Raw genomic sequence first — 20531 nt, forward strand, 5'->3', positions numbered from 1 at the left:
CGGTCACGGGGGCCTCTACGTGTGGCACAGCCTCATCGGAGCAGCCTCATCGGCGCAGGCTCGTCAGCGCAGGCTCAGCGAGACCTGTACCGGCAGATGGTCGCTCGGGAACTGGCCGTGCATCGAGAAGGTGTCCATCGTCGCCCGGTGCGTGATCACACCCGGCGAGGTCAGGATCCAGTCGATCCGGTCGCCGTCCGGCTTGAGCCGGCGGTAACCGTGGAAGGTCGCGTACCGGGGGCCGCGGTGCTCCGCCGCGTCCCAGGTGTCGACGAGCCCGGAGTCCAGCAGGGTGTCGTAGGCCGGGTTCTTGTGGGCGTAGGCGTTGAAGTCGCCGGTCACCACGACCGGCAGCGCCGGGTCGAACTCGGCGATCCGCTTGGCGAGGAGCGTGGCGCTGCGCTCGCGCGCGTACTGGCTCCGCTGGTCGAAGTGGGTGTTGGCGACGTAGAACTCCCGTCCGTCGTCGGCGAGATCGCGGAAGCGGACCCAGGTGACGATGCGGGGGAAGGCCGCGCCCCACGTGTTGGAGCGGATGACCTCCGGGGTGTCGGAGAGCCAGAAGGTGTAGTGCTCCACGGGAGCCAGCCGGCGCAGGTCGTAGTAGACGGCGGTGGACTCGTCCCGGCTGCCGCCCTCGCGGCCGGTGCCGATCCAGTCGTAGTGCGGCCCGAGGTCGGCGCCGATGTCGAGCAGTTGCTGGTAGAGCCCCTCCTGCGTGCCGATCACCTGGGGCCGCGCCCGGTGCAGCAGTTCACGCATCACCGGTCGGCGGTCGGCCCAGCTGTTCGGCTCGGCGGTGTCGGCGTACCGCAGGTTGAAGGTCATGACGTCGAGGCGGGGTGCCGGCCCGGCCGGTGCCGCGAGGGCGGCGGTCCGGCGGGCGCGCGGTGCGGCGGAGGAGGCGGACGAGGCGGTGACGGCGGCACTGGAGAGGGGCAGGGTGACCGCTGCGGCCAACAGGACCTGCAGTCCCAGCCGGCGGGTGACTCGGCGCTGGTTCGGCACGACGGCTCCTTCAGGGGGGGCACAAGCCGGACGGGCGGGCGACGAGCAGTCTGATACCCAGGTGTGTGATGAGCGTGAACATGCCCAGATGGGGGCGTGTCGTCCCGTGGACATGGTGTTGACCGCCGCGAAGGCACCCGGATAACTTCACTCAACGGATTGTTGATTCCGTACAGTGGAAAACAGGAGGGTGTGGGATGGGCCAGGGCCAGCAGGAGAAGGTGGCGACGAGCCTCGCGGGCGCCGTCAGCGAGGAGATCGGCGCCTCCCTCGCCCCCGTCGACGCCGAACTCGAGCGCCGCTATCCGGGTGATCCCGGGACCCGCCAGCCCGTCCACACCGTGTACGTCCCCGCGGACGCCTTCGAGGCCGGCACCATCCGCTCGTGGGGTGACCGGGCGCTCGCCGCCCTCGACGAACACGCCCCGGACGCCGCCTCCTTCGCCGCCGTGCTCGGCCTGTCCGAGGACCTCGCCGAACCCGTGTACTCCCGCGTCCGCGCCAAACTGGAACGCGAGCCGGTCGAAGACCTGCGCGTCGACTTCGAGGACGGTTACGGCCCCCGCCCCGCCCCCGAGGAGGACGCGGCGGCGGCCAGGGCGGCCCGGCTGATCGCGGAGGCCTGCCGGATCGGGACCGCGGCGCCGTACATGGGCATCCGCACGAAGTGCATGGAGGCCGCGGTGCGGGACCGGGGCATCCGCACCCTGGACATCTTCCTCACCGGCCTGATGCAGGCCGGCGGCCTGCCCGACGGGCTGGTGCTGACCCTGCCCAAGGTGACGTACCCCGAGCAGGTCACCGCGATGGCCCGGCTCCTGGAGGCCTTCGAGAAGGTGCACGGCCTGGCGCCCGGCCGGATCGGGTTCGAGATCCAGATCGAGACCAGCCAGGCCATCCTGGCCGCCGACGGCACCGCCACCGTCGCCCGGATGATCCAGGCCGCCGACGGCCGCGCCACCGGACTGCACTACGGAACCTTCGACTACAGCGCCTGCCTCGGCGTCTCGGCCGCCTACCAGGCCGCCGACCATCCCGCCGCCGACCACGCCAAGGCGGTCATGCAGGTCGCCGCGGCGGGCACCGGGGTCCGCGTGTCCGACGGCTCCACCAACCTGCTGCCGGTCGGGCCCACCGCCCACGTGCACGAAGCCTGGCGGCTGCACTACGGCCTCACCCGCCGCGCCCTGGCCCGCGCCTACTACCAGGGCTGGGACATGCACCCCGGTCACCTCCCCACCCGGTACGCGGCCGTCTTCGCCTTCTACCGCGAGGGCCTGGAGCAGGCCGCCGCCAGACTCGCCCGGTACGCCAACCGCACCGGCGGCGACGTCATGGACGAGCCCGCCACCGCCAAGGCCCTCAGCGGCTACCTGCTGCGCGGCCTGGACTGCGGTGCCCTCGACACCGCCGAGGTGACACACCTGACCGGTCTGACCCGCGCCGACCTGGACGGCTTCGCGACACCCAGGCGCGGCGACCTGACGACTTCCGCACACTAGATCCCCTCGTCGACCCCGCCCGGGTCCACACCCTCGTCGGGCAGCGCCGTGGCACGGTCAGGTAGCGGCCAAGTCACAGCATGCGCGGGCCACTTGAACCGTCCCTGTCACCGCCCCGTACTCTGGTGCGCCATTCACGGAGTGTCAGGAGCGGGGCTGTGGTGTCGGGTACGTACGGACAGGCTGACGGGACCGGTCGCCTGCTGGCCGGGCGGTACCGGGTCGTGGCCCGGCTCGGGCGCGGCGGCATGGGTGTGGTGTGGCGCGCCCTGGACGAGGTTCTCGGCCGCGAGGTCGCCGTCAAGGAACTGCGTGCCTACACGGACAGCGCGGGGCCCGAACTGGCCGACCTGCGGCTGCGGATGCAGCGTGAGGCACGGGCGGCCGCCCGGGTGCGCCATCCCGCGGTGATCGTGGTGCACGACATCACCCAGGTCGAGGGCCGGCCGCTCATCGTCATGGAACTGGTCGACGGACCCTCTCTGGACGACGTGCTGCGCGAGCGCGGCACCGTGGGCCCCCGCGAGGCCGCCCGCATCGGCGCCGAGGTCCTGGACGCCCTGGCCGCGGCCCACCGGGTCGGCGTCCTGCACCGGGACGTCAAGCCGGGCAACATCCTCCTCGACCGTTCGGGCCGGGTCGTCCTCACCGACTTCGGCATCGCCACCATGGCCGACCCCGGTGACGGCTCCGCCACGCATCTGACCCGCGGCGGCGAACTCGTCGGCTCGCTCGACTACATGGCCCCCGAGCGGGCCCGGGGCGCCGATCCCGGCCCGGCCGCCGACGTCTGGGCGCTCGGCGCCGCCCTCTACGCGGCCGTCGAGGGAGCCTCACCCTTCAGCCGTACGTCCACCTTCTCGACGCTCACCGCGATCGTCGACGAGCCCCTCCCGGAACCCCACCGGGCCGGACCGCTCGCCCCCGTCCTGCGGCGCCTGATGGCCAAACGCCCCGAAGCCCGACCGGGCGCCGAGGAGGCCTGCGAACTGCTGCGGGAGGTGGCGCGGGAACCGGGCCCGGACACCCCGACGACGGCCCTGCGGGGGCGCCCAGGGTCCCTTGGAACGCCGGTCGGCGCGCCTGCCCAGCAGCCCGGAGCGGGGGTGCCCGCCGGGCCGGGGGTGGGTGAGGCCGAGGTGGTCGGCGCTGGGGCGGCCGAGGGCCGGTCAGGCGGCGGTGGGGCGACCGAGGGGCGCTCGGGCGAGGTCGGGGTGGGCGAGGGGCGGTCGGTCGGCGGTGGGGTGGCCGAGGGGCGGTCAGGTGAGGTCGAGGGGGACGACGTCGGGGTGGCCGAGGGGCGGTCAGGTGAGGTCGAGGGGGACGACGTCGGGGTGGCCGAGGGGCGGTCGGGTGAGGACCAGGTGGTCGGTGGCGGGGCGGTCGAGGGGCGGCAGGGTGGTGTGGTGGCGGCCGGCGTGCCCGTCGGGGACGCCGGGACGGGCGGGGGTCCGGCGGCCGAGACGTGGCCGGGCGACGCCCCCGCGGTGGACGGGCAGGCGGCTGGGCAGGGGGCCGCGCGTGGCTTAGGGCGCGCGCCGCGGCGCCCCGGTCCCGACGGCCGGTCGAGACCCGCCCCGCCGCCTCCGGGGCGCCGCGGCGACCGTCGGACGGGCCGCCGGGCCGGACGGCTCGCCACGATCGCCGTCGCCGTCGTCCTCGCCACCCTCGGTCTGACCATCGCCCTCCTGAACGACAAGGGGCACCCGGCGAAGCCGGACGCGGCCCCGCCCTTCTCGGCCCCGGCCGGAGCCTCGGCGAGTGTCCGCGGTGCCGGAAGCGGGCACTCGGCCGATCCGGACCCCGTGGGGCAGGGCGAGGAGGCCACCACCGCCCCCACCGGCGGCGCCCTCCACCCCAAGGACGGCAAGGCGTCGGCCCACCCGTCCGCCTCGGCCCCGTCGGCGAACGCCTCCGGCCCCGGCCCCTCGGAGAGCGCGGGCACCGCGGCCGCCACCTCCACCCCCTCCGCCACGGTCACCCCGGCCTGCCAGGCCACCGGGAGCGGCACCTACACCTGCGAGGTCCGGAGCGCCGCCAAGTCCTACTCCTCCTCGGGCGACGTGGTCGGCAAGGTCCATCCGGGCTCCCACGCGTTCTCCTGCCAGGCCGACCTCGGCCGCCGCGCGACGCACGGCCGGTGGACGAACGTCTGGTGGGCCGAGACCGACGACGACAGCGGCAACACCGGCGTGTACATCAGCGACGTCTACATCGAGGGCGGCGACAACGACGAGCCGCTCCCCGGACTCCCCGTCTGCTGAACGTCCACATACCGCTCCAGGCCCGACGCCACCGACCAGCTCCGCTCGGCGAACAGCCGGGTACCCCGTCGGCACAACGCGGAGTCGGACCGCGCCCGGGCGCAGAACTCCTCGGGCGTGCTCCCGAACAGCTCCCGCAACTCGGCCGAACCGGCGAGGAGTTCGGTGAGCAGAGGGCGCTGGCCGGGGTGATGCCGGGGAGCGCCGGTGCCGTCGTGCAGTACGCCGTGGCGGTTGACGTAGGCGTGGACGCCCGGGAGTGATGTGCCGTCCGCGAGGCCGACGCGAACGGCCGGGGCGGGCAGCCAGGCCCGTTCGAAGTTGCCGTCCGGCAGCGGCACGCCCTCGCTCGCGTCGATCACCTCCAGCTGCCGTCCGTCCAGCCACACGACGAACAACTCGCTTACCGCCGCGGTGGATCGGAATGGCGACGCCGAGACGTAGCCGAGGCGGCTGACGTGCGCGGAGACGCCCACCGCGAGGCCGGTCACCCAGGCACGCACCATGGGAATCGGTCCGGCGACCCCGAACTCGGCCATCTTGTGCTGGAGTTGGGCGGGGCAGGCGTTGGAGCCGACCGCGAGCACCGGCACCCGGCCGTCGTCGTGCACCAGCCGGTCCAGCGGCAACAGCCGGTCGCCGTCGAGGAGTCCGGAGTCCGCCGGCCAGCTGCCGGGGTAGCTCAGCGGATGGTCGCGCGGCGCCCTGTCGAGGCCGAGTTCCACGAGCGTGGGGCCCGTCATGCGCGGCTCAGTCCGCCGGGGGCAGCTCGCCCGAGCCGCGGGTGATCAACCTGGTCGGCAGCTCGATCCGCTCGGGCGCCAGGAGCGTACCGTCCAGCTGGCGGAAGAGCCGCTCGGCGGCGGTCCGGCCGAGCAGGGCCGAGTCCTGGGCCACGACCGTGATCCCGGGACGCAGCAGATCGGCGAGCTCGATGTCGTCGAAGCCGATGAGGGCGACCGGGCGGGACAGTTCCGCCAGTACCCGGATCACGGTGACCGTCACCCGGTTGTTGCCCGCGAAGACCGCGGTGACCGGGGCGGGCCCGGACAGCATCTCCTCGGCGGCCCGGCGCACCCGCTCCGGATCCGTCACCCCGAGCGAGGTCCACGCCTCCTCGACGGGTATGCCGGCGTCCTCCATCGCGGCCCGGTAACCGCGCAGCCGCTCGGCCGCGGTGTGGATCCGGGGCATGTCCCCGATGAACCCGATCCGCCGGTGGCCGTGCGCGATCAGATGGGCGACCCCGTCCCGGGCGCCGCCGTAGTTGTCGGAGAGCACCACGTCGGCGTCGATCTTCCCGGCCGGACGGTCCACGAACACCGTCGCCACGCCCGCCCTGATCTCCGGTTCCAGGTACCGGTGGTCGTCCCCGGCGGGGATCACCACCAGGCCGTCCACCCGGCGCGCGCACAGCGCGAGGGCCAGCTCCTGCTCGCGGTCCGGGTCCTCGGCGCTGGAGCCGTTGATGAGCAAGGCCCCGTGCGCGCGGGCCACTTCCTCCACCGCGCGGCTCAGCGGGCCGTAGAAGGGGTCGGCGAGGTCCTCCAGGACGAGACCGATGCTCGCGGTACGGCCCTTGCGCAGCACCCGCGCGCTGTCGTTGCGCCGGAAGCCGAGCGCGTCGATCGCCTCCTGGACCCGACGCTCGGTGTCCGGGGTCACCCCGGGCTCGCCGTTGACCACCCGGGACACCGTCTTCAGTCCCACGCCGGCCCGCGCCGCCACGTCCTTCATCGTCGGCCGGGTCCCATAGCGGGAGCCGGGAAGACGGTCTGCGCGGCGGGAGGTCTCGGGCACGATACGGCGTCCTGTCCTGTCGTCCACGGGAGGCACGGGGCTCACGGGTCGGTGTCCTGGCTCAAGGTTTGTATCAGGGATACACAAGCTCATGCGTTTGTATGAGGATGTGGCGTCGAGCATAGAGCCTGGACAACGTTGTCAGATGCAAGGGAGACTGTCCACCGCAATCTCCGGCCTGCGCCCCCACCGCTTGACCGGCCTGTTCTTTACTCGGCTACTCATGGTTGACGGGGAGATCTGACTCTGATGCACACCGACCTCGTGGCGTCCCTCGACATCGGCGGCACCAAGATCGCCGGCGCGCTGGTGGACGGCCACGGACGGATCCAGGCGCGGGCCCAGCGCCCGACGCCCGCCCAGCAGGACGGCGAGACGGTCATGGGGGCCGTCGAGGAGGTGGTCGGCGAACTCGCCGCTTCACCTCTGTGGGAGCGGGCCGGTTCGCTCGGGATCGGCAGCGCGGGGCCGGTGGACGCCTCCGCCGGCACCGTGAGCCCGGTCAACGTGCCGGGCTGGCGGGACTATCCGCTCGTCGAGCGGGTGCGCGCGGCCGCCGGGGGGCTGCCGGTCGAGCTGATCGGCGACGGTGTCGCCATCACGGCCGCCGAACACTGGCAGGGCGCGGCCCGCGGCCACGACAACGCCCTGTGCATGGTGGTGTCGACGGGGGTCGGCGGCGGCCTGGTGCTCGGCGGCAAGCTGCACCCGGGGCCCACGGGCAACGCCGGCCACATCGGCCACATCAGTGTCGACCTCGACGGCGACCCCTGCCCCTGCGGATCCCGTGGCTGTGTCGAACGGATCGCGAGCGGCCCGAACATCGCCCGCCGCGCGCTCGAGGGCGGCTGGCGGCCCGGTCCCGACGGTGACACCTCGGCGGCGGCCGTGGCGGCCGCGGCCCGGGCCGGCGACCCGGTCGCCGTGGCGTCGTTCGAGCGGGCCGCGCAGGCGCTGGCGGCGGGGATCGCGGCCACCGCGACCCTGGTCGAGATCGACATCGCGGTCATCGGCGGGGGAGTGGGCAAGGCGGGGGACATCCTCCTCACGCCGCTGCGCAAGGCGCTCACCGACTACGCCACGCTCTCCTTCGTCCAGCGCCTCACCGTCGTGCCCGCCCAGATGGGCACGGACGCCGGCCTGGTGGGTGCCGCCGCTGCCGCACTGGCCCGCAGGCCGGACGCGACCGCGGCCGGGGTCTGAGCCGCCGGCGGCGCCGGGTGGCGGCGTCGAGCCCGGTCGGCCGGGGTTCAGGTCCGGCCGACCGGGCTGCTCGGTGACGCCTGATCATCCTGCGACGCCTCATCAATCTGCGACGCCTGATCATTCTGCGCGGTTACGGTAGGATCTGGTCGACTCTGTTGGAAAGAGTTCGGTGGAGATCGTTCGGCCCGTGACGCGTGCCGCCGCCGGTTGCTCGTTGCTCCGCTCGCGGGGCCGCCCGTGACTCCTCGCGCCGCGCGCAGTTGAAACGGGCATGAAGAAGCGCAGCATGCTCGCCATCGCCAGCCTGGCCACCGGATTCGTCGTGGCCGCCATCACTCCGTCCCACTCGGCCGACAACGGATCGCTCGGCGACCTGAACGTCTCGGACACCCTGGAACACGTCGACCCCGGGGTGAGCCAGGACAGCTTCCACGTCGACCCGGATTTCCTGGGGCAGGAGTAGCCCGGCGCCACAGGGGCGAACAGGGGTGCCGGTGTTCCGCGGAGGGACACCGGCACTGCGTCATGCGCGCCCTCAACGGGAACTGGTTTCCGTGGCAGTGTGGAGCGGGCAAGCCACAGGGGGCCGAACAGGGGGCCGAACAGAAGAGGGGGAGTCCGTGATCGTCTGGGTCAACGGCGCGTTCGGTGCGGGGAAGACCACCACCGCACGTGAACTGATCGAACTGATCCCGAACAGCACGCTCTTCGACCCCGAGGTCATCGGCGCGGCGCTGACGCACCTGCTGCCGGCCAAGCGCCTCGCCGAGGCCGGTGACTTCCAGGACCTGCCGATCTGGCGCCGGCTGGTGATCGACACGGCGGCCGCGATCCTCGCCGAGCTGGGCGGAACCCTGGTGGTTCCGATGACGTTGCTGCGCCAGGAGTACCGGGACGAGATCTTCGGCGGCCTCGCCGCCCGCCGAATACCTGTCCGCCACGTGTGCCTCGCACCGGCCGAAACGATCCTGCGTGAGCGAATAGCCGGGCGGGAGATCCCGCCCGACCTCCCCGACGGCGAGATGCGGGTCCGCCAGTGGTCGTACGACCGGATCGAGCCCTACCGCGCCGCCCTCGCCTCCTGGATCAGCGCCGACGCCCATCTCGTCGACACCGGCGAACTCACGCCGTACGAGGCGGCGGTGCTGATCGCGGCGGCGGTGGACCGGGGCGACGCCGCGGTCTGCGACATCGTACAGACGCCCGAACCCACCGCCGAGACCGTGGCCGCAGGCGTCCTGCTCTTCGACGAACACGACCGCGTCCTCCTCGTCGACCCCACCTACAAGGCCGGCTGGGAGTTCCCCGGCGGCGTCGTCGAGCCCGGCGAGGCTCCCGCGCAGGCGGGTGTCCGCGAGGTCCATGAGGAGACCGGGATACGGCTGGAGGAGACGCCCGGCCTGCTGGTCATCGACTGGGAGCGGCCCACGCCGCCCCGCTACGGCGGACTGCGGCTGCTCTTCGACGGCGGCAGGCTGGACTCCGCCGAGGCGGCCCGGCTGGTGCTGCCCGGGCCCGAACTGCGCGACTGGCGTTTCGTCACCGAGCAGGAGGCCGCCGAACTGCTGCCGCCGGTGCGCTACGAACGACTGCGCTGGGCGCTGCGGGCCCGTGAGCGCGGTGCCGCGCTCTATCTGGAGGCCGGCGTCCCGGTCGGTTGACCCCACCTGACGTCTCCGTCCAGGGCGACGCCCCGAACACGGTCCGGCCGCCCGGCGGCTGCCGCCTCCGCACCCGCTGCCCCAAGTTCGCGGGGCAGCCGCGGGCGACTCCCGCCATGCGCCGAACCCCGGTCCGCCGACGGCCCCGACGCCGTAGTGGACCCCCGTCCGGAGACGGGGGTCCACTGCCGTCGGCAGAGCGATTCAGCCCGCCGCGTAGTTGCGCAGGAAGAGCGCCTCCGCCACCGACAGCCGCTCCAACTCCTCGGGGGACACGCTCTCGTCGACCGCGTGGATCTGTGCCTCCGGCTCGCTCAGGCCGATGAGCAGGATCTCCGCCTGCGGGTAGAGGCTCGCGAGGGTGTTGCACAGCGGGATGGAGCCGCCCTGACCGGCGTACTGCATGGTCTCGCCCGGGTAGGCCACCTTCATCGCGTCGGCCATCGCCTGGTAGGCCGGGCTCGCGGTGTCGGCACGGAACGGCTGGCCCTGGCCGACCGGCTCCGTCCGCACCCGCGCGCCCCACGGTGTGTGCGCCTCCAGATGGGCCTGGAGCAGCTTGCTCGCCTCCGCCGCGTCCACACCCGGCGGCACCCGCAGGCTGACCAGGGCGCGGGCGCCGGCCTGCACCGACGGGGTGGCGCCGACGACCGGCGGGCAGTCGATGCCGAGCACCGTGACCGCCGGACGGGCCCAGATGCGGTCCGCGACCGAACCGTCACCGATCAGCCCGACACCGTCCAGCACCTTCGCGTCCTTGCGGAACTGCTCCTCGTCGTACTCCAGACCTTCCCAGCGCGACTCCGGCGCGAGCCCGTCGACCGTCGTCGAACCGTCCTCGGCGCGCAGCGAGTCCAGCACGCGGATCAGCGCGGCCAGGGCGTCCGGGGCGGCGCCGCCGAACTGCCCGGAGTGCAGATTGCCCTGGAGCGTGTCGATCTGGACGCGGACCAGGGTCATGCCGCGCAGGGTCGTGGTCACGGTCGGCAGCCCGACGCGGAAGTTGCCCGTGTCGCCGATGACGATCGTGTCCGCCGTGAGCAGTTCCGGGTGCTGCTCGGCGTACCGCTCCAGGCCGCCGGTGCCCATCTCCTCGGAACCCTCGGCGATCACCTTCACGTGGACCGGCACACCGCCGTTCGCCTTCAGCGCCCGCAGCGCCAGCAGGTGCATGATCAGGCCGCCCTTGCAGTCGGCGGCACCGCGTCCGTACCAGCGGCCGTTCCGCTCGGTCAGCTCGAACGGCGGGCTCGTCCAGGCGGCCTCGTCCAGCGGCGGCTGCACGTCGTAGTGCGCGTACAGCAGGACCGTTTTGGCACCCTCCGGACCCGGCAGGTAGCCGTACACCGACTGGGTACCGTCCGGGGTGTCCAGTACGGCGACGTCCCGGAAGTCCTCGGCGCGCAGCGCGTCGGCCACCCAGGTCGCGGCCCCCTCGCTCTCGCTCTTCGGGAACTGGGTGAAGTCCGCGACCGACTTGAAGGCCACCAGCTCGGCGAGCTCCGCCTTCGCCCTGGGCAGCAGGGCGGCGACGGTCTCGGCGACCGGATTGGACGACATGGGCACGCTCCTCGTGGGTGCGACGTTGAACTGGTGTGTCCACCGATCCTCCCACAGTGGCCTGCGGCGATCTCCGCCGTAGGATGCGGGGGGACGGGTGACAGGTGTCGGCCCACGGAGAGGGACCGACGGGGCCCGGCCCACGGCTTGATACGGCTTGATACGGCTTCTACGGCTTGATCGGAGCGGCGGACCATCGTGAGCGGCGAGAATTCTTCGGCGGACGACGTGCAGGCGGACGACGCGCAGCGGGTGTGGGACGTCGTCGTGGTGGGCGCGGGACCCGCGGGCGCCTCGGCCGCCTACGCGGCGGCGGTCGCGGGACGGCGCGTGCTGTTGCTGGAGAAGGCCGAACTGCCCCGGTACAAGACCTGCGGCGGGGGCATCATCGGTCCCTCCCGCGACGCGCTGCCGCCCGGCTTCGAGCTGCCCCTCAAGGACCGGGTGCACGCGGTCACCTTCTCCAACAACGGACGGTTCACCCGCACCCGCCGCTCCAAGCAGATGATGTTCGGGCTGATCAACCGGCCCGAGTTCGACCAGCAACTGGTCGAGCACGCCCAGAAGGCGGGCGCCGAACTGCGTACCGGGGCCGCCGTGCAGCGGGTCGAGCAGCACGGCTCGGCCGTACCGGACCGGCGCACGGTCGCCGTCGTCCTCCAGGGCGGCGAGACCCTGCTGGCCCGCGCGGTGGTCGGCGCCGACGGCAGCGCCAGCAGGATAGGGGCGCACGTCGGGGTGAAGGTCGACCAGGTGGACCTCGGCCTGGAGGTGGAGATCCCGGTGCCGGAGACGGTCGCCGAGGACTGGCGGGGCCGGGTCCTCATCGACTGGGGCCCGATGCCGGGCAGTTACGGCTGGGTCTTCCCCAAGGACGACACGCTGACCGTCGGGGTGATCTCGGCGCGCGGCGAAGGCGCGGCCACCAAGCGCTACTTGGAGGACTTCATCGCCCGGCTCGGCCTGGCCGGTTTCGAACCGAGCATCTCCTCGGGCCACTTGACCCGCTGCCGCGCCGACGACTCGCCGCTGTCCCGGGGCCGGGTGCTCGTGTGCGGCGACGCGGCGGGGCTTCTGGAGCCGTGGACCCGCGAGGGCATCTCCTTCGCACTGCGCTCGGGGCGGCTCGCGGGGGAGTGGGCGGTGCGGATCGCCGAGGCCCATGACGCCGTGGACACCCGACGCCAGGCGCTGAACTATGCCTTCGCCATCAAGGCGGGCCTCGGCGTCGAGATGAGCGTCGGCAAGAGCATGCTCGCCGTGTTCGAGCGCCGTCCCGGCCTGTTCCACGCCGCGTTGACCGGGTTCCGGCCGGCCTGGCGGGCGTTCAAGGAGATCACCCAGGGCCGGACCTCCCTGGGTGAACTCGTCCGCTCGCATCCGCTGGCCCAGCGCGCCCTCACGGCCTTCGACCCGTCGTCGGCGGCCAAGGCCACGTCCGAGGACCAGCAGGCCGCGGAGCACACGGCCGACGAGGACGCCGTCACTTCGTGACGCTGATCCGGAAGACGGGGTGGTCGGCACCGGCCGCGAGGAGTTCCGCGTCGGAGGATGCGGCCGTCACCCCGGGAAAGTACTGCTTGACCTCCCAGCCCCACCTCTCCAGGTAGGTGCGCAGCACCGGCAGCTTCTCGGCGTCGGGAAGCTCCGCCACGGTGAACTCGCGCACCTTCCGGCCGACGCGAAGCTCCCCGCCGCCGGCCACGCGCATGTTCCGCACCCACTGGGAGTTGCCGCGCGCCGAGACCAGGTACTGGGTGCCGTCGTACGTGTGCGGGTTGACCGGGACGCGCTGCATCCGGCCACTCTTGCGGCCGCGCACGGACAGCTCCGCGCTGCCGGCGAAGCTGATCCCGTGCCGGGCCAGCCAGCCGACGAGGCTGTTCATCCGGACGGCCATCGGGTTGGCCTCGACGTAGTACGGCTCGGACGACGGCTGTGACTGTGACGACGACATCGTGACCCCCACTGGACTGAGAGAGCGGTGCTCTCGCTTGACATCAGTGTGGGGGTGAGCAGTGCTCCCTGGCAAGAGCAGTGCTCTCTTTTTTGAGCGGCGCACTGACTTGCGGGCGCTGCTCTGTTCTGTGGGCGGTGCACTGGTATGCGAACACTGCTCCAAAACGTGTGCACTGCTCTGAGCCATGGCAAACTGATCCCCATGACCACCCCACAGGGCGCCCGTGCGCGAGCCAGGATGGAAGTCACCACCGCCATCAAGGACGAGGCGCGCAGACAGCTCGCGGCCGAGGGTGCGGCGAAGCTGTCCCTGCGGGCCGTCGCACGCGAGCTCGGTATGGTCTCCTCGGCGCTCTACCGCTACTTCCCCAGTCGCGACGACCTGCTCACCGCTCTGATCATCGATGCCTACGACTCCCTGGGCGAGGCCGCGGAAGCCGCGCGCGCCACTGCCCACGACGTCGCTCCGGCCCAGCGCTGGGTCGCCGTCTGCGAGGCGGTGCGCCGCTGGGCGCTGGCGCACCCGCACGAGTACGCGCTGATCTACGGCTCGCCGGTGCCCGGCTACTCGGCGCCGGAGACGACGATCCCGTCCGCCGCCCGGGTCGCCCTGGTGCTGATCGGCATCCTGCGGGACGCGTTCGAACGACGCGGTCTGGCCCGTACGCCCGTACCCGCCGAGCTCGCCCCCGAGGCCCGGCGGATGGCCGACGAACTGGTGCCCGGCCTCCCGCCGGAGGTGGCCGTCGCCATGGCCGCGGCCTGGGCGCAGCTGTTCGGGTTGGTGGGGTTCGAAGTGTTCGGGCAGTTCAAGGGCGTCGTGGAGGAGCGGGACCGCTTCTTCCGGCACGCGGCCGCCCAGCTGGCCCACGGAGTGGGGCTGGTCTACCCGTAGCGGTCGTCCCGGCTCGGGCCTCGCGCTTCCGGGCGCCGGCCCTGCGTGTCCAGGCTCAGGCCGTCACCTTGGCGAGGAACGCGGCGAGATTGGTCACGGTCCGTTCGATCTTCTCCTCCAGAGTGAGCGACTCCGGTATGCGCCCGCCGACGCCCGCGTCCCGCTTGCCCCGCACGTACAGCGAACAGGCGAGGTCGGAGCAGAGGTAGGCGCCCACGGAGTTGCCCTGCTGCCCGGCCTTCCCCGCCTTCGCGGCGACCATCAGCGAGACGCCCCCGGTGTGCGTGGTCAGGCAGATCCTGCACATGCTGCGCCGGGTCGTCCAGGAGGACGGGCTCGGGCAGCGCAGGGCCACGGCCAGAGTGCGGCCGTCCAGTTCGGTCACCAGGTAGGCGCGGTCGGGTGCCTGTGGATCCCGCCAGCCGAAGTAGTCCAGGTCGGCCCACGGCTGCCCGTCCAGGTCGTGCGGGACACTCAGGCGCTTCGCGGCGCCCTTCGTGCAGTTCACGAACGCGCCGCGGATCTCTTGCTCACTCAGCTGTCTCATACACCGCAAGCTAATTTGCCTAAAGGTATTAGGCAAATACATAATCGGCTCAGGCGTGGAGTGGAGGAGCGGCGGTGGCGCGAGCGGGACTGACTCCGGAACGACTGGTCCGGGCCGGAGCCGAACTGGCCGACGAGGTCGGCTTCGACCAGGTGACCGTCTCGGCGCTGGCCAGACGGTTCGACGTGAAGGTCGCCAGCCTGTACTCGCACGTCAAGAGCTCCCAGGACCTCCGGACGAGGATCGCCCTGCTGGCGCTGGAGGAGATGGCCGACCTGGCCGCCGAGGCGCTCGCCGGGCGGGCCGGGAAGGACGCCCTCCTCGCGTTCGCCGACGTCTACCGCGACTACGCCCGGGCCCACCCCGGCCGCTACGCGGCGGCCCGGCTGCGCCTCGACGCGCAGACGGCGGCCGACAGCGCAGGTGTCCGGCACGCGCAGATGACCCGGGCGATCCTGCGCGGCTACGACCTGACCGAACCGGACCAGACGCACGCCGTCCGCATGCTCGGCAGCGTCTTCCACGGCTACGTCGACCTGGAGCTCGGCGGCGGCTTCAGCCACAGCGCCCCCGACAGCCAGCAGTCCTGGACCCGCATCCTGGACGCCCTGGACGCCCTGCTGCGCAACTGGCCCGCGCCGACCTGACCGACCCGCCCCTTCCGACAGGCAAGCAGAGGCAATGAACACCGACCACGACCAGTCCTGGATCACCACCCCCGTCACCGCCGACCTGTTGCGCGGCGCCCTCGACCTGGAACGCACCGAGCACGGCGTCCTGCCCCACCGACTCCCGGCCCGGGCCCGCGCCCAGTGCGCCGACCCGCAGCTCGCCATGGTCGAGGCCCAGCCCTCCGGCGTACGACTGGTGTTCCGCACCCGCGCCACCGCGGTGGAGCTGGACACCCTGCCGACCAAGCGCCGCTACGTCGGCGCCCCGCCCCGCCCGGACGGTGTGTACGACCTCCTCGTCGACGGCACCCTGGCCGGTCAGGGCATGGTGACCGGCGGCAAGGTCCAGCTCGTCGACATGGCCGCCGGAACGGCGGAGGTGCGCCCCGGCCCGGTCGGCACCCTCCGCTTCACGGGCCTGCCCGGGCGGGCGAAGGACGTGGAGATCTGGCTGCCGCACAACGAGACCACCGAACTGGTCGCGCTGCGCACCGACGCCCCGATCGCCGCCGTACCCGACCGCGGCCGCAGAACCTGGCTGCACCACGGGAGCTCCATCAGCCACGGCTCCGACGCGGCGAGCCCCACCGCGATCTGGCCGGCGCTCGCCGCCGCGCTCGGTGGGGTGGAGCTGGTGAACCTGGGGCTGGGCGGCAGCGCGCTGCTCGACCCGTTCACCGCCCGCGCCATCCGGGACACCCCGGCCGACCTGATCAGCCTGAAACTGGGCATCAACGTCGTCAACGCCGACCTGATGCGGCTGCGGGCCTTCGGCCCCGCCGTGCACGGCTTCCTCGACACCGTCCGCGAGGGGCACCCCACCACCCCACTGCTGGTGGTCTCGCCGATCCTGTGCCCCATCCACGAGGACACCCCCGGCCCTACCGCCATGGACCTGAGCGCCTTCGGTGAGGGCCGGCTCACCTTCACGGCCGCCGGCGACCCGGCCGAGCGGGCCGCCGGCAAGCTCACCCTGCACGTCATCCGGGACGAGCTGGCCCGGATCGTGGCCCAGCGCGCGGCCGACGACCCGGATATCCACTACCTGGACGGCCGCGCCCTCTACGGCGAGGCCGACTCCATCGAACTCCCGCTACCCGACCGACTCCACCCCGACGCGGCCACCCACCGCCTCATCGGCGAACGCTTCGCCGCACTGGCCTTCGCGGACTCGGGCGCCTTCGCGGACGGCGAGGCGGGCCTGGACGGTGGAGCGCGCGTGGACGGTGGAGCGGGCCCGGGCGGCCACTGAGCCGGCGTTCGCCGGACCGACCACCGCCACCGTGCCGCCGGCGTTCACCGAACCGGGTCGGCGGTCGGGCCGTCGCCGGTGTCCGGGCCGTCGCCGGTGTCCGGGACCAGGACCACCTTGCCGGCGACCGTCCCCGACTCGGCGAGCCGCAGCGCCTCGGCGGCCCTGGTCAGGGGCAGCCTGGCCGCGATGTGCGCGCTGACCTCGCCACGCCGGAAAGCCTGGAACACCTCGGTGAGGTCCGCGCCCAGCCGGGCCCGGAAGCGGCGCTTGCCGAACGCGCGGCCCGCCCAGACGTTGAAGAAGTAGGCGTGCCGGCCGTTGGGCAACGCGTTCCACAGCCACACCCGGCCGAGGATCTTCAGGACCGGCCACTGCTTGGAGCCGGTGTCGTCCCTGGTGGTGGCGCTGCCGTAGGAGACGAGGGTGCCGCCCGGCGCGAGGAGCCCCCAGGAGTCGACGACGCTGCGGCCACCGAGGTGGTCGAAGACGGCGTCGACACCGCCGGGGGCCAGTTCGCGCACCCGGGCCGGGACGTCCTCGTCGCGGTAGTCGACCGGCGTCACTCCCAGGCCCCGCAGCGCGTCGTGGTGGCGGGGCGAAGCCGTCCCGATCACCCGCAGCCCCGCCGCGCGGGCGAGCTGGACGAGTACGGTGCCGACCCCGCCGTTGGCGCCGTGCACCAGGATCGTCCCGCCGGTGCGCACGCGGGCCTTGCGGTGGAGCATCTGCCAGGCGGTGATGCCGTTGACGACCAGCGTCTCCGCCTCCGCCGCGCCGACCCCGGCCGGCACCACCACGGCGTCGGCCGCGTCGAGCAGCACGTGACTGGCCCAGCCGCCGACCTTGACCAGTGCCGCCACCCGCGCGCCGACCAGCTCCGGTGTGACACCCGCGCCGGCCGTTTCCACGTTGCCGACCAGGTCGTAGCCGGGGACGAAGGGGAAGGGCGGCTGGTCGTAGTAGCGGCCGCGGCGCATCTGCTGCTCGGCGAAGGAGACCCCGGTGGCCTCCACACGGACGACGATCTGGCCGGGGCCCGGCGCCGGGACCTCGCGGTGCCGGAGCTGGAGCTCCTCGGGCTCCACCGTGCCGGGCAGGACGACCTCGACGAGCCGGGTGCTGCAGGTGGTTCCGGCGGCTCCGGGAGTTGCTGCGGTTGCCATGACGATCCTCCGTGTTCACGTGTTTACGTGCTCTCGTGAGAGCCTGACGCTTGCGTTAGAAGCTATAACTAAAGTGATCGATACTCGCGCCAGTGTCAAGCTATCGCGATCGGGATTGCCGTCGTGAACGCTAGAGGGCGTGCCGAAAGTGATAGGTTGAAACAAATCTGAGTACCCGAAACCCCCGGATCGAGGACGGAGAGTGACGGACATGGCGACTGGTGCGGACGCAGGCGCAGGCGCGGATGCGGGCGCGGGTGCGGTGAGCCCCCGGGAGCGCTACCGGGCTCAGGTGCGATCGGACATCAAGGGGCGCGCCTGGGAGCAGCTGGCCAGGTCGGGCGCCTCAGGTCTGTCTCTGAACGCCATCGCCAAGGAACTCGGCATGAGCGGCCCGGCCCTCTACCGTTACTTCGGCAGTCGCGACGAACTGATCACCGAGCTGATCCGGGACGCCTATCGCAGTCTGGCCGACTCGTTGCGCGCCGCCGCCGACTCCGGGGCCGGCCTCCATGGGCTCGCGCACGCCCTGCGCCGGTGGGCGCTGGACGACCCCCAGCGGTACTTCCTCGTGTACGGCACACCGGTGCCCGGATATCACGCGCCCGACGACACCACCGCCATCGCCCGCGAGATCATGGCGGCCCTGCTCGACGTCTGTGCGGCGGCCGGGTTGGAGGCGCCGTCGCCGGCCTCCGCGGGTTTCACCGCGCATCTCAGCCAGCACCGCCAGTGGGCCGAAGGCCATGCCGCACCGCCGGGAGTGCTGCGCCGGGCGTTGGCCTTCTGGACCCGGCTGCACGGGGTGCTCTCGCTGGAACTCGCCGGGCACTTCACGGGCATGGGCTTCGACGTGGAGCGGCTGTTCGAAGCGGAGCTGGCGGAGCTGACGCCCGGCCGCTGACCCCGGGCCCCTTTCTCCCGTGGCCCTGACCCCGGTCGCACCGCCGACCGGCCGGCCGTCGGCCGCGGGCCTCGGCCTCCTCTCCGGCGGTACGCCTGACCACCTCGCCGGGCCGACGCTCACACCGGGCCGACGCTCACGCCGGGCCCGCGCGACCGGGCCCGCGCGACCGGGCCCGCGCGACCGGGCCCGCGCGACCGGGCCCGCGCGACCGGGCCCGCGCGACCCAACCCACACGCCCGGGTCCCGCCGGTGTTCCTGGCCTATGATCCGTCGGGCCGGGCGCGGCGTGGCCGGACGGGCTGACCGGCCCGCCGGAAACGCACGAGCACGCTCACCACCCGGGCGGTGAAGAGCAGCACGGCCGCCACCGTGCCCGCGGGCCGCAGCGCCTGCTCGACACCGGCGGGCAGATCGAACAGCAGGGCGGGGCCGGCCACCGCTCCGAAGCCGAGTGCTGCCGCGAACGCCGCGCTGAACAGGGCGTATCCGATCTCGACGGTGATCGCGTCCCGTTCGGCCTGGCCGCGTCGTACCCCGTGACTGGTCATCCCGCCAGTCTCACAGCCGTGCGCCCGGCGGAGCAACAGGCTCCGCCGGGCGTCGACTTGAGGGCGGCGCGGTCAGTCGCGGGCGGCGGGCACCCGCTCCGCCTCCGGGGAGGTGGACTTGGCGATCACGACGGTCCCCTGCGGGCGCTTGGCGCGCAGCCCCGTGAGTGTGATCAGCAGCCCGGCGAGGGCCACGCAGGCGACCACCACGAAGCCCGGCCGGTAGCTGTCGAGCACCGCCTGCGGGGTGGCGTGGGCGGGGGTCCCGGCGGTGACCACGGCGGTCACGATCGCCAGGAAGATCGCACCGCCCACCTGGACGGAGGTATTGAGGAGTCCGGAGACCATGCCCTGCTCGTGGTCGTCGACGCCGTTGGTGGCCTGGATGTTGAGCGAGGGGAAGACCAGGGCGCAGGCCGCGCCGATCAGCAGCATGGACGGCAGGATCACCGCCGCGTAGCCCGGGTCCAGGTCGATGCGCAGGAACAGGGCGTAGCCGAGGACCATGAACGCGAAGCCCGCCGCGATCAGCCGCGGGGTGCCGAAGCGGTCCACGATCGCGCCGACCTTGGTCGAGGAGACCGCCACCAGGGCGCCGGCCGGCAGGAAGGCCAGCGCCGTGTGCAGCGCGGACCAGCCCAGCAGGGACTGCATGTACAGGGTGGTCAGGAACTGGAAGCCGACGTACGAGCCGAAGAAGGCGACGGCGCCGAGCTGTGCGCGGACCTGGTTGCCGGCGCGCAGCACGCCGAGGCGGACGAGCGGGCCGGGGGAGCGGCGTTCGACCCGGACGAACACGGTGAGCAGGACGGCGACCGCGAGGAACGACAGCAGGGTGCGGGCCGAGGCCCAGCCCGCTCGCGGGGCCTCCACCACGGTGAACACCAGCAGCAGCATCGAGGCGGTGCCGAGGACCGCGCCGGGGACGTCGTAGCCGTTGTGGTCGCGTTCGCGGGAGCTGCGCGGCAGCAGCCGCAGGCCGGCGAGCAGTGCGATCAGGGCGATGGGCGCGGGCAGCAGCATGGTGAAGCGCCAGCTGGCCTCGGTGAGCAGGCCGGAGAGCACCAGGCCCATGGAGAAGCCGGTGGCCGCACAGGTGGTGTAGATGGAGAGGGCGCGGTTGCGCAACGGGCCCTCCGGGAAGGTGGTCGTGATGATCGAGAGGCCGGCCGGGGCGGTGAAGGCCGCGCTGAGGCCCTTGATGAAGCGGCTGGCGATCAGCAGTGGGCCCGAGTCGACGAGGCCGCCGAGCAGGGAGGCGAGCGCGAACACGCCGAGCGCCACGAGGAACACCTGGCGCCGCCCGAGCAGGTCCGCGGTGCGGCCGCCGAGCAGCAGCAGGCCGCCGTATCCCAGGATGTAGCCGCTGACGATCCATTGCAGGGTCGAGGTCGACAGGTGCAGGTCGTTGCCGATGGACGGCAGGGCGACGCCGACCATGGACACGTCCAGGGCGTCCAGGAACATCGCTGCGCAGAGCACCAGCAGCGTGCCCCAGAGCCGGGGGGTCCAGCGCACCGCCGAAGGCGCGGCGGCAGGGGCTGTGAGCGGAGAGGTCATGACACGGCAGGCTACATGCATATGC

19 protein-coding genes are annotated in these 20531 nt (G+C 72.8%); 10 read left to right on the top strand and 9 right to left on the bottom strand.

Going from position 1 to position 20531, the window contains the following annotated elements; all coding sequences use genetic code 11:
* Nucleotides 1–63: 63 nt before the first annotated feature.
* Complete coding sequence (locus ACZ3KP_RS27675) at nt 64–1008, bottom strand: endonuclease/exonuclease/phosphatase family protein (RefSeq protein ID WP_467502502.1); 945 nt, start codon at nt 1006–1008, stop codon at nt 64–66.
* A gap of 197 nt (nt 1009–1205) precedes the next feature.
* On the opposite strand from ACZ3KP_RS27675, the gene ACZ3KP_RS27680 reads away from it, so the two are divergent.
* Together ACZ3KP_RS27680 and ACZ3KP_RS27685 are read left to right on the top strand one after the other, a co-directional pair.
* Complete coding sequence (locus tag ACZ3KP_RS27680) at nt 1206–2510, top strand: DUF6986 family protein (protein ID WP_467502504.1); 1305 nt, start codon at nt 1206–1208, stop codon at nt 2508–2510.
* 158 nt (nt 2511–2668) lie between these two features.
* Entirely contained in the window at nt 2669–4774 is a 2106-nt protein-coding gene (locus ACZ3KP_RS27685; protein ID WP_467502505.1) for a serine/threonine-protein kinase, read from the top strand.
* Here the strand turns inward: ACZ3KP_RS27685 and ACZ3KP_RS27690 are convergent.
* Complete coding sequence (locus tag ACZ3KP_RS27690; protein WP_467502506.1) at nt 4720–5517, bottom strand: hypothetical protein; 798 nt, start codon at nt 5515–5517, stop codon at nt 4720–4722. The two genes, ACZ3KP_RS27685 and ACZ3KP_RS27690, sit on opposite strands and share 55 nt — an antisense overlap.
* Nucleotides 5518–5524: 7 nt before the next feature.
* A complete protein-coding gene (locus ACZ3KP_RS27695) occupies nt 5525–6574 on the bottom strand; it encodes a LacI family DNA-binding transcriptional regulator (protein WP_467502508.1) in 1050 nt (349 codons plus the stop codon).
* A 249-nt stretch (nt 6575–6823) separates the two neighbouring features.
* Between ACZ3KP_RS27695 and ACZ3KP_RS27700 the strand changes: the two genes are divergently transcribed.
* The 3 genes from ACZ3KP_RS27700 to ACZ3KP_RS27710 all read left to right on the top strand — a co-directional run bounded on the left by ACZ3KP_RS27700 (nt 6824) and on the right by ACZ3KP_RS27710 (nt 9441).
* Complete coding sequence (locus ACZ3KP_RS27700) at nt 6824–7777, top strand: ROK family protein (RefSeq protein WP_467502510.1); 954 nt, start codon at nt 6824–6826, stop codon at nt 7775–7777.
* Nucleotides 7778–8051: 274 nt separating this feature from the next.
* Entirely contained in the window at nt 8052–8243 is a 192-nt protein-coding gene (locus ACZ3KP_RS27705; RefSeq protein ID WP_132887456.1) for a hypothetical protein, read from the top strand.
* A 157-nt stretch (nt 8244–8400) separates the two neighbouring features.
* Nucleotides 8401–9441, top strand: coding sequence for an NUDIX hydrolase (locus ACZ3KP_RS27710; protein ID WP_467502512.1), 1041 nt, complete (start codon nt 8401–8403; stop codon nt 9439–9441).
* Nucleotides 9442–9645: 204 nt separating this feature from the next.
* Here the strand turns inward: ACZ3KP_RS27710 and ACZ3KP_RS27715 are convergent, their stop codons facing one another.
* Complete coding sequence (locus ACZ3KP_RS27715) at nt 9646–11001, bottom strand: M20/M25/M40 family metallo-hydrolase (protein WP_467502514.1); 1356 nt, start codon at nt 10999–11001, stop codon at nt 9646–9648.
* Between the two features lie 198 nt (nt 11002–11199).
* Between ACZ3KP_RS27715 and ACZ3KP_RS27720 the strand changes: the two genes are divergently transcribed.
* Entirely contained in the window at nt 11200–12495 is a 1296-nt protein-coding gene (locus tag ACZ3KP_RS27720) for a geranylgeranyl reductase family protein (protein WP_467502516.1), read from the top strand.
* Here ACZ3KP_RS27720 and ACZ3KP_RS27725 read toward each other — a convergent pair.
* Nucleotides 12485–12958 (bottom strand): nitroreductase/quinone reductase family protein, encoded by a 474-nt coding sequence (locus tag ACZ3KP_RS27725; RefSeq protein ID WP_467502518.1) that lies wholly within the window; start codon nt 12956–12958, stop codon nt 12485–12487. The genes ACZ3KP_RS27720 and ACZ3KP_RS27725 overlap by 11 nt on opposite strands.
* Nucleotides 12959–13162: 204 nt before the next feature.
* Between ACZ3KP_RS27725 and ACZ3KP_RS27730 the strand changes: the two genes are divergently transcribed.
* Complete coding sequence (locus ACZ3KP_RS27730) at nt 13163–13855, top strand: TetR/AcrR family transcriptional regulator (protein WP_467502520.1); 693 nt, start codon at nt 13163–13165, stop codon at nt 13853–13855.
* Nucleotides 13856–13910: 55 nt separating this feature from the next.
* Here the strand turns inward: ACZ3KP_RS27730 and ACZ3KP_RS27735 are convergent, their stop codons facing one another.
* Nucleotides 13911–14402: an FBP domain-containing protein gene (locus ACZ3KP_RS27735; protein ID WP_358973510.1), complete on the bottom strand. Its 492-nt coding sequence runs from the start codon at nt 14400–14402 to the stop codon at nt 13911–13913.
* A 74-nt stretch (nt 14403–14476) separates the two neighbouring features.
* Here ACZ3KP_RS27735 and ACZ3KP_RS27740 point away from each other — a divergent pair, with 74 nt between their 5' ends.
* Together ACZ3KP_RS27740 and ACZ3KP_RS27745 are read left to right on the top strand one after the other, a co-directional pair.
* Nucleotides 14477–15049, top strand: coding sequence for a TetR/AcrR family transcriptional regulator (locus tag ACZ3KP_RS27740; protein ID WP_467502522.1), 573 nt, complete (start codon nt 14477–14479; stop codon nt 15047–15049).
* Between the two features lie 34 nt (nt 15050–15083).
* Nucleotides 15084–16325, top strand: a complete 1242-nt coding sequence (locus ACZ3KP_RS27745) for a GDSL-type esterase/lipase family protein (protein WP_467502524.1) — start codon at nt 15084–15086, stop codon at nt 16323–16325.
* A 44-nt stretch (nt 16326–16369) separates the two neighbouring features.
* On the opposite strand, the gene ACZ3KP_RS27750 is transcribed toward ACZ3KP_RS27745, so the two are convergent.
* Nucleotides 16370–17491 carry a medium chain dehydrogenase/reductase family protein gene (locus ACZ3KP_RS27750; protein ID WP_467502525.1) on the bottom strand — a complete coding sequence of 374 codons (1122 nt, stop codon included), beginning with the start codon at nt 17489–17491 and terminating at the stop codon, nt 16370–16372.
* A gap of 211 nt (nt 17492–17702) precedes the next feature.
* Here ACZ3KP_RS27750 and ACZ3KP_RS27755 point away from each other — a divergent pair, with 211 nt between their 5' ends.
* Nucleotides 17703–18395 (top strand): TetR/AcrR family transcriptional regulator, encoded by a 693-nt coding sequence (locus ACZ3KP_RS27755; protein ID WP_467502527.1) that lies wholly within the window; start codon nt 17703–17705, stop codon nt 18393–18395.
* 263 nt (nt 18396–18658) lie between these two features.
* On the opposite strand, the gene ACZ3KP_RS27760 is transcribed toward ACZ3KP_RS27755, so the two are convergent.
* Entirely contained in the window at nt 18659–18946 is a 288-nt protein-coding gene (locus ACZ3KP_RS27760) for a DUF6332 family protein (RefSeq protein WP_467502529.1), read from the bottom strand.
* Nucleotides 18947–19018: 72 nt separating this feature from the next.
* The gene (locus tag ACZ3KP_RS27765) at nt 19019–20506 is read right to left on the bottom strand and encodes an MFS transporter (RefSeq protein ID WP_467502531.1); all 1488 of its coding nucleotides are present in this window, start codon (nt 20504–20506) and stop codon (nt 19019–19021) included.
* Nucleotides 20507–20531 lie beyond the last annotated feature (25 nt).

It is taken from the genome of Streptomyces sp. NPDC020958 (assembly GCF_055562175.1).

Excerpts from the sequence above, each read along its gene's own strand:
- ACZ3KP_RS27735 (WP_358973510.1), bottom strand. The coding sequence starts at position 14,402 with ATGAGACAGCTGAGTGAGCAAGAGATCCGCGGCGCGTTCGTGAACTGC.
- ACZ3KP_RS27700 (WP_467502510.1), top strand. The coding sequence starts at position 6,824 with ATGCACACCGACCTCGTGGCGTCCCTCGACATCGGCGGCACCAAGATC.
- ACZ3KP_RS27705 (WP_132887456.1), top strand. The coding sequence starts at position 8,052 with ATGAAGAAGCGCAGCATGCTCGCCATCGCCAGCCTGGCCACCGGATTC.
- ACZ3KP_RS27765 (WP_467502531.1), bottom strand. The coding sequence starts at position 20,506 with ATGACCTCTCCGCTCACAGCCCCTGCCGCCGCGCCTTCGGCGGTGCGC.
- ACZ3KP_RS27715 (WP_467502514.1), bottom strand. The coding sequence starts at position 11,001 with ATGTCGTCCAATCCGGTCGCCGAGACCGTCGCCGCCCTGCTGCCCAGG.
- ACZ3KP_RS27755 (WP_467502527.1), top strand. The coding sequence starts at position 17,703 with ATGGCGACTGGTGCGGACGCAGGCGCAGGCGCGGATGCGGGCGCGGGT.
- ACZ3KP_RS27750 (WP_467502525.1), bottom strand. The coding sequence starts at position 17,491 with ATGGCAACCGCAGCAACTCCCGGAGCCGCCGGAACCACCTGCAGCACC.
- ACZ3KP_RS27680 (WP_467502504.1), top strand. The coding sequence starts at position 1,206 with ATGGGCCAGGGCCAGCAGGAGAAGGTGGCGACGAGCCTCGCGGGCGCC.
- ACZ3KP_RS27760 (WP_467502529.1), bottom strand. The coding sequence starts at position 18,946 with ATGACCAGTCACGGGGTACGACGCGGCCAGGCCGAACGGGACGCGATC.
- ACZ3KP_RS27690 (WP_467502506.1), bottom strand. The coding sequence starts at position 5,517 with ATGACGGGCCCCACGCTCGTGGAACTCGGCCTCGACAGGGCGCCGCGC.
- ACZ3KP_RS27725 (WP_467502518.1), bottom strand. The coding sequence starts at position 12,958 with ATGTCGTCGTCACAGTCACAGCCGTCGTCCGAGCCGTACTACGTCGAG.
- ACZ3KP_RS27745 (WP_467502524.1), top strand. The coding sequence starts at position 15,084 with ATGAACACCGACCACGACCAGTCCTGGATCACCACCCCCGTCACCGCC.
- ACZ3KP_RS27730 (WP_467502520.1), top strand. The coding sequence starts at position 13,163 with ATGACCACCCCACAGGGCGCCCGTGCGCGAGCCAGGATGGAAGTCACC.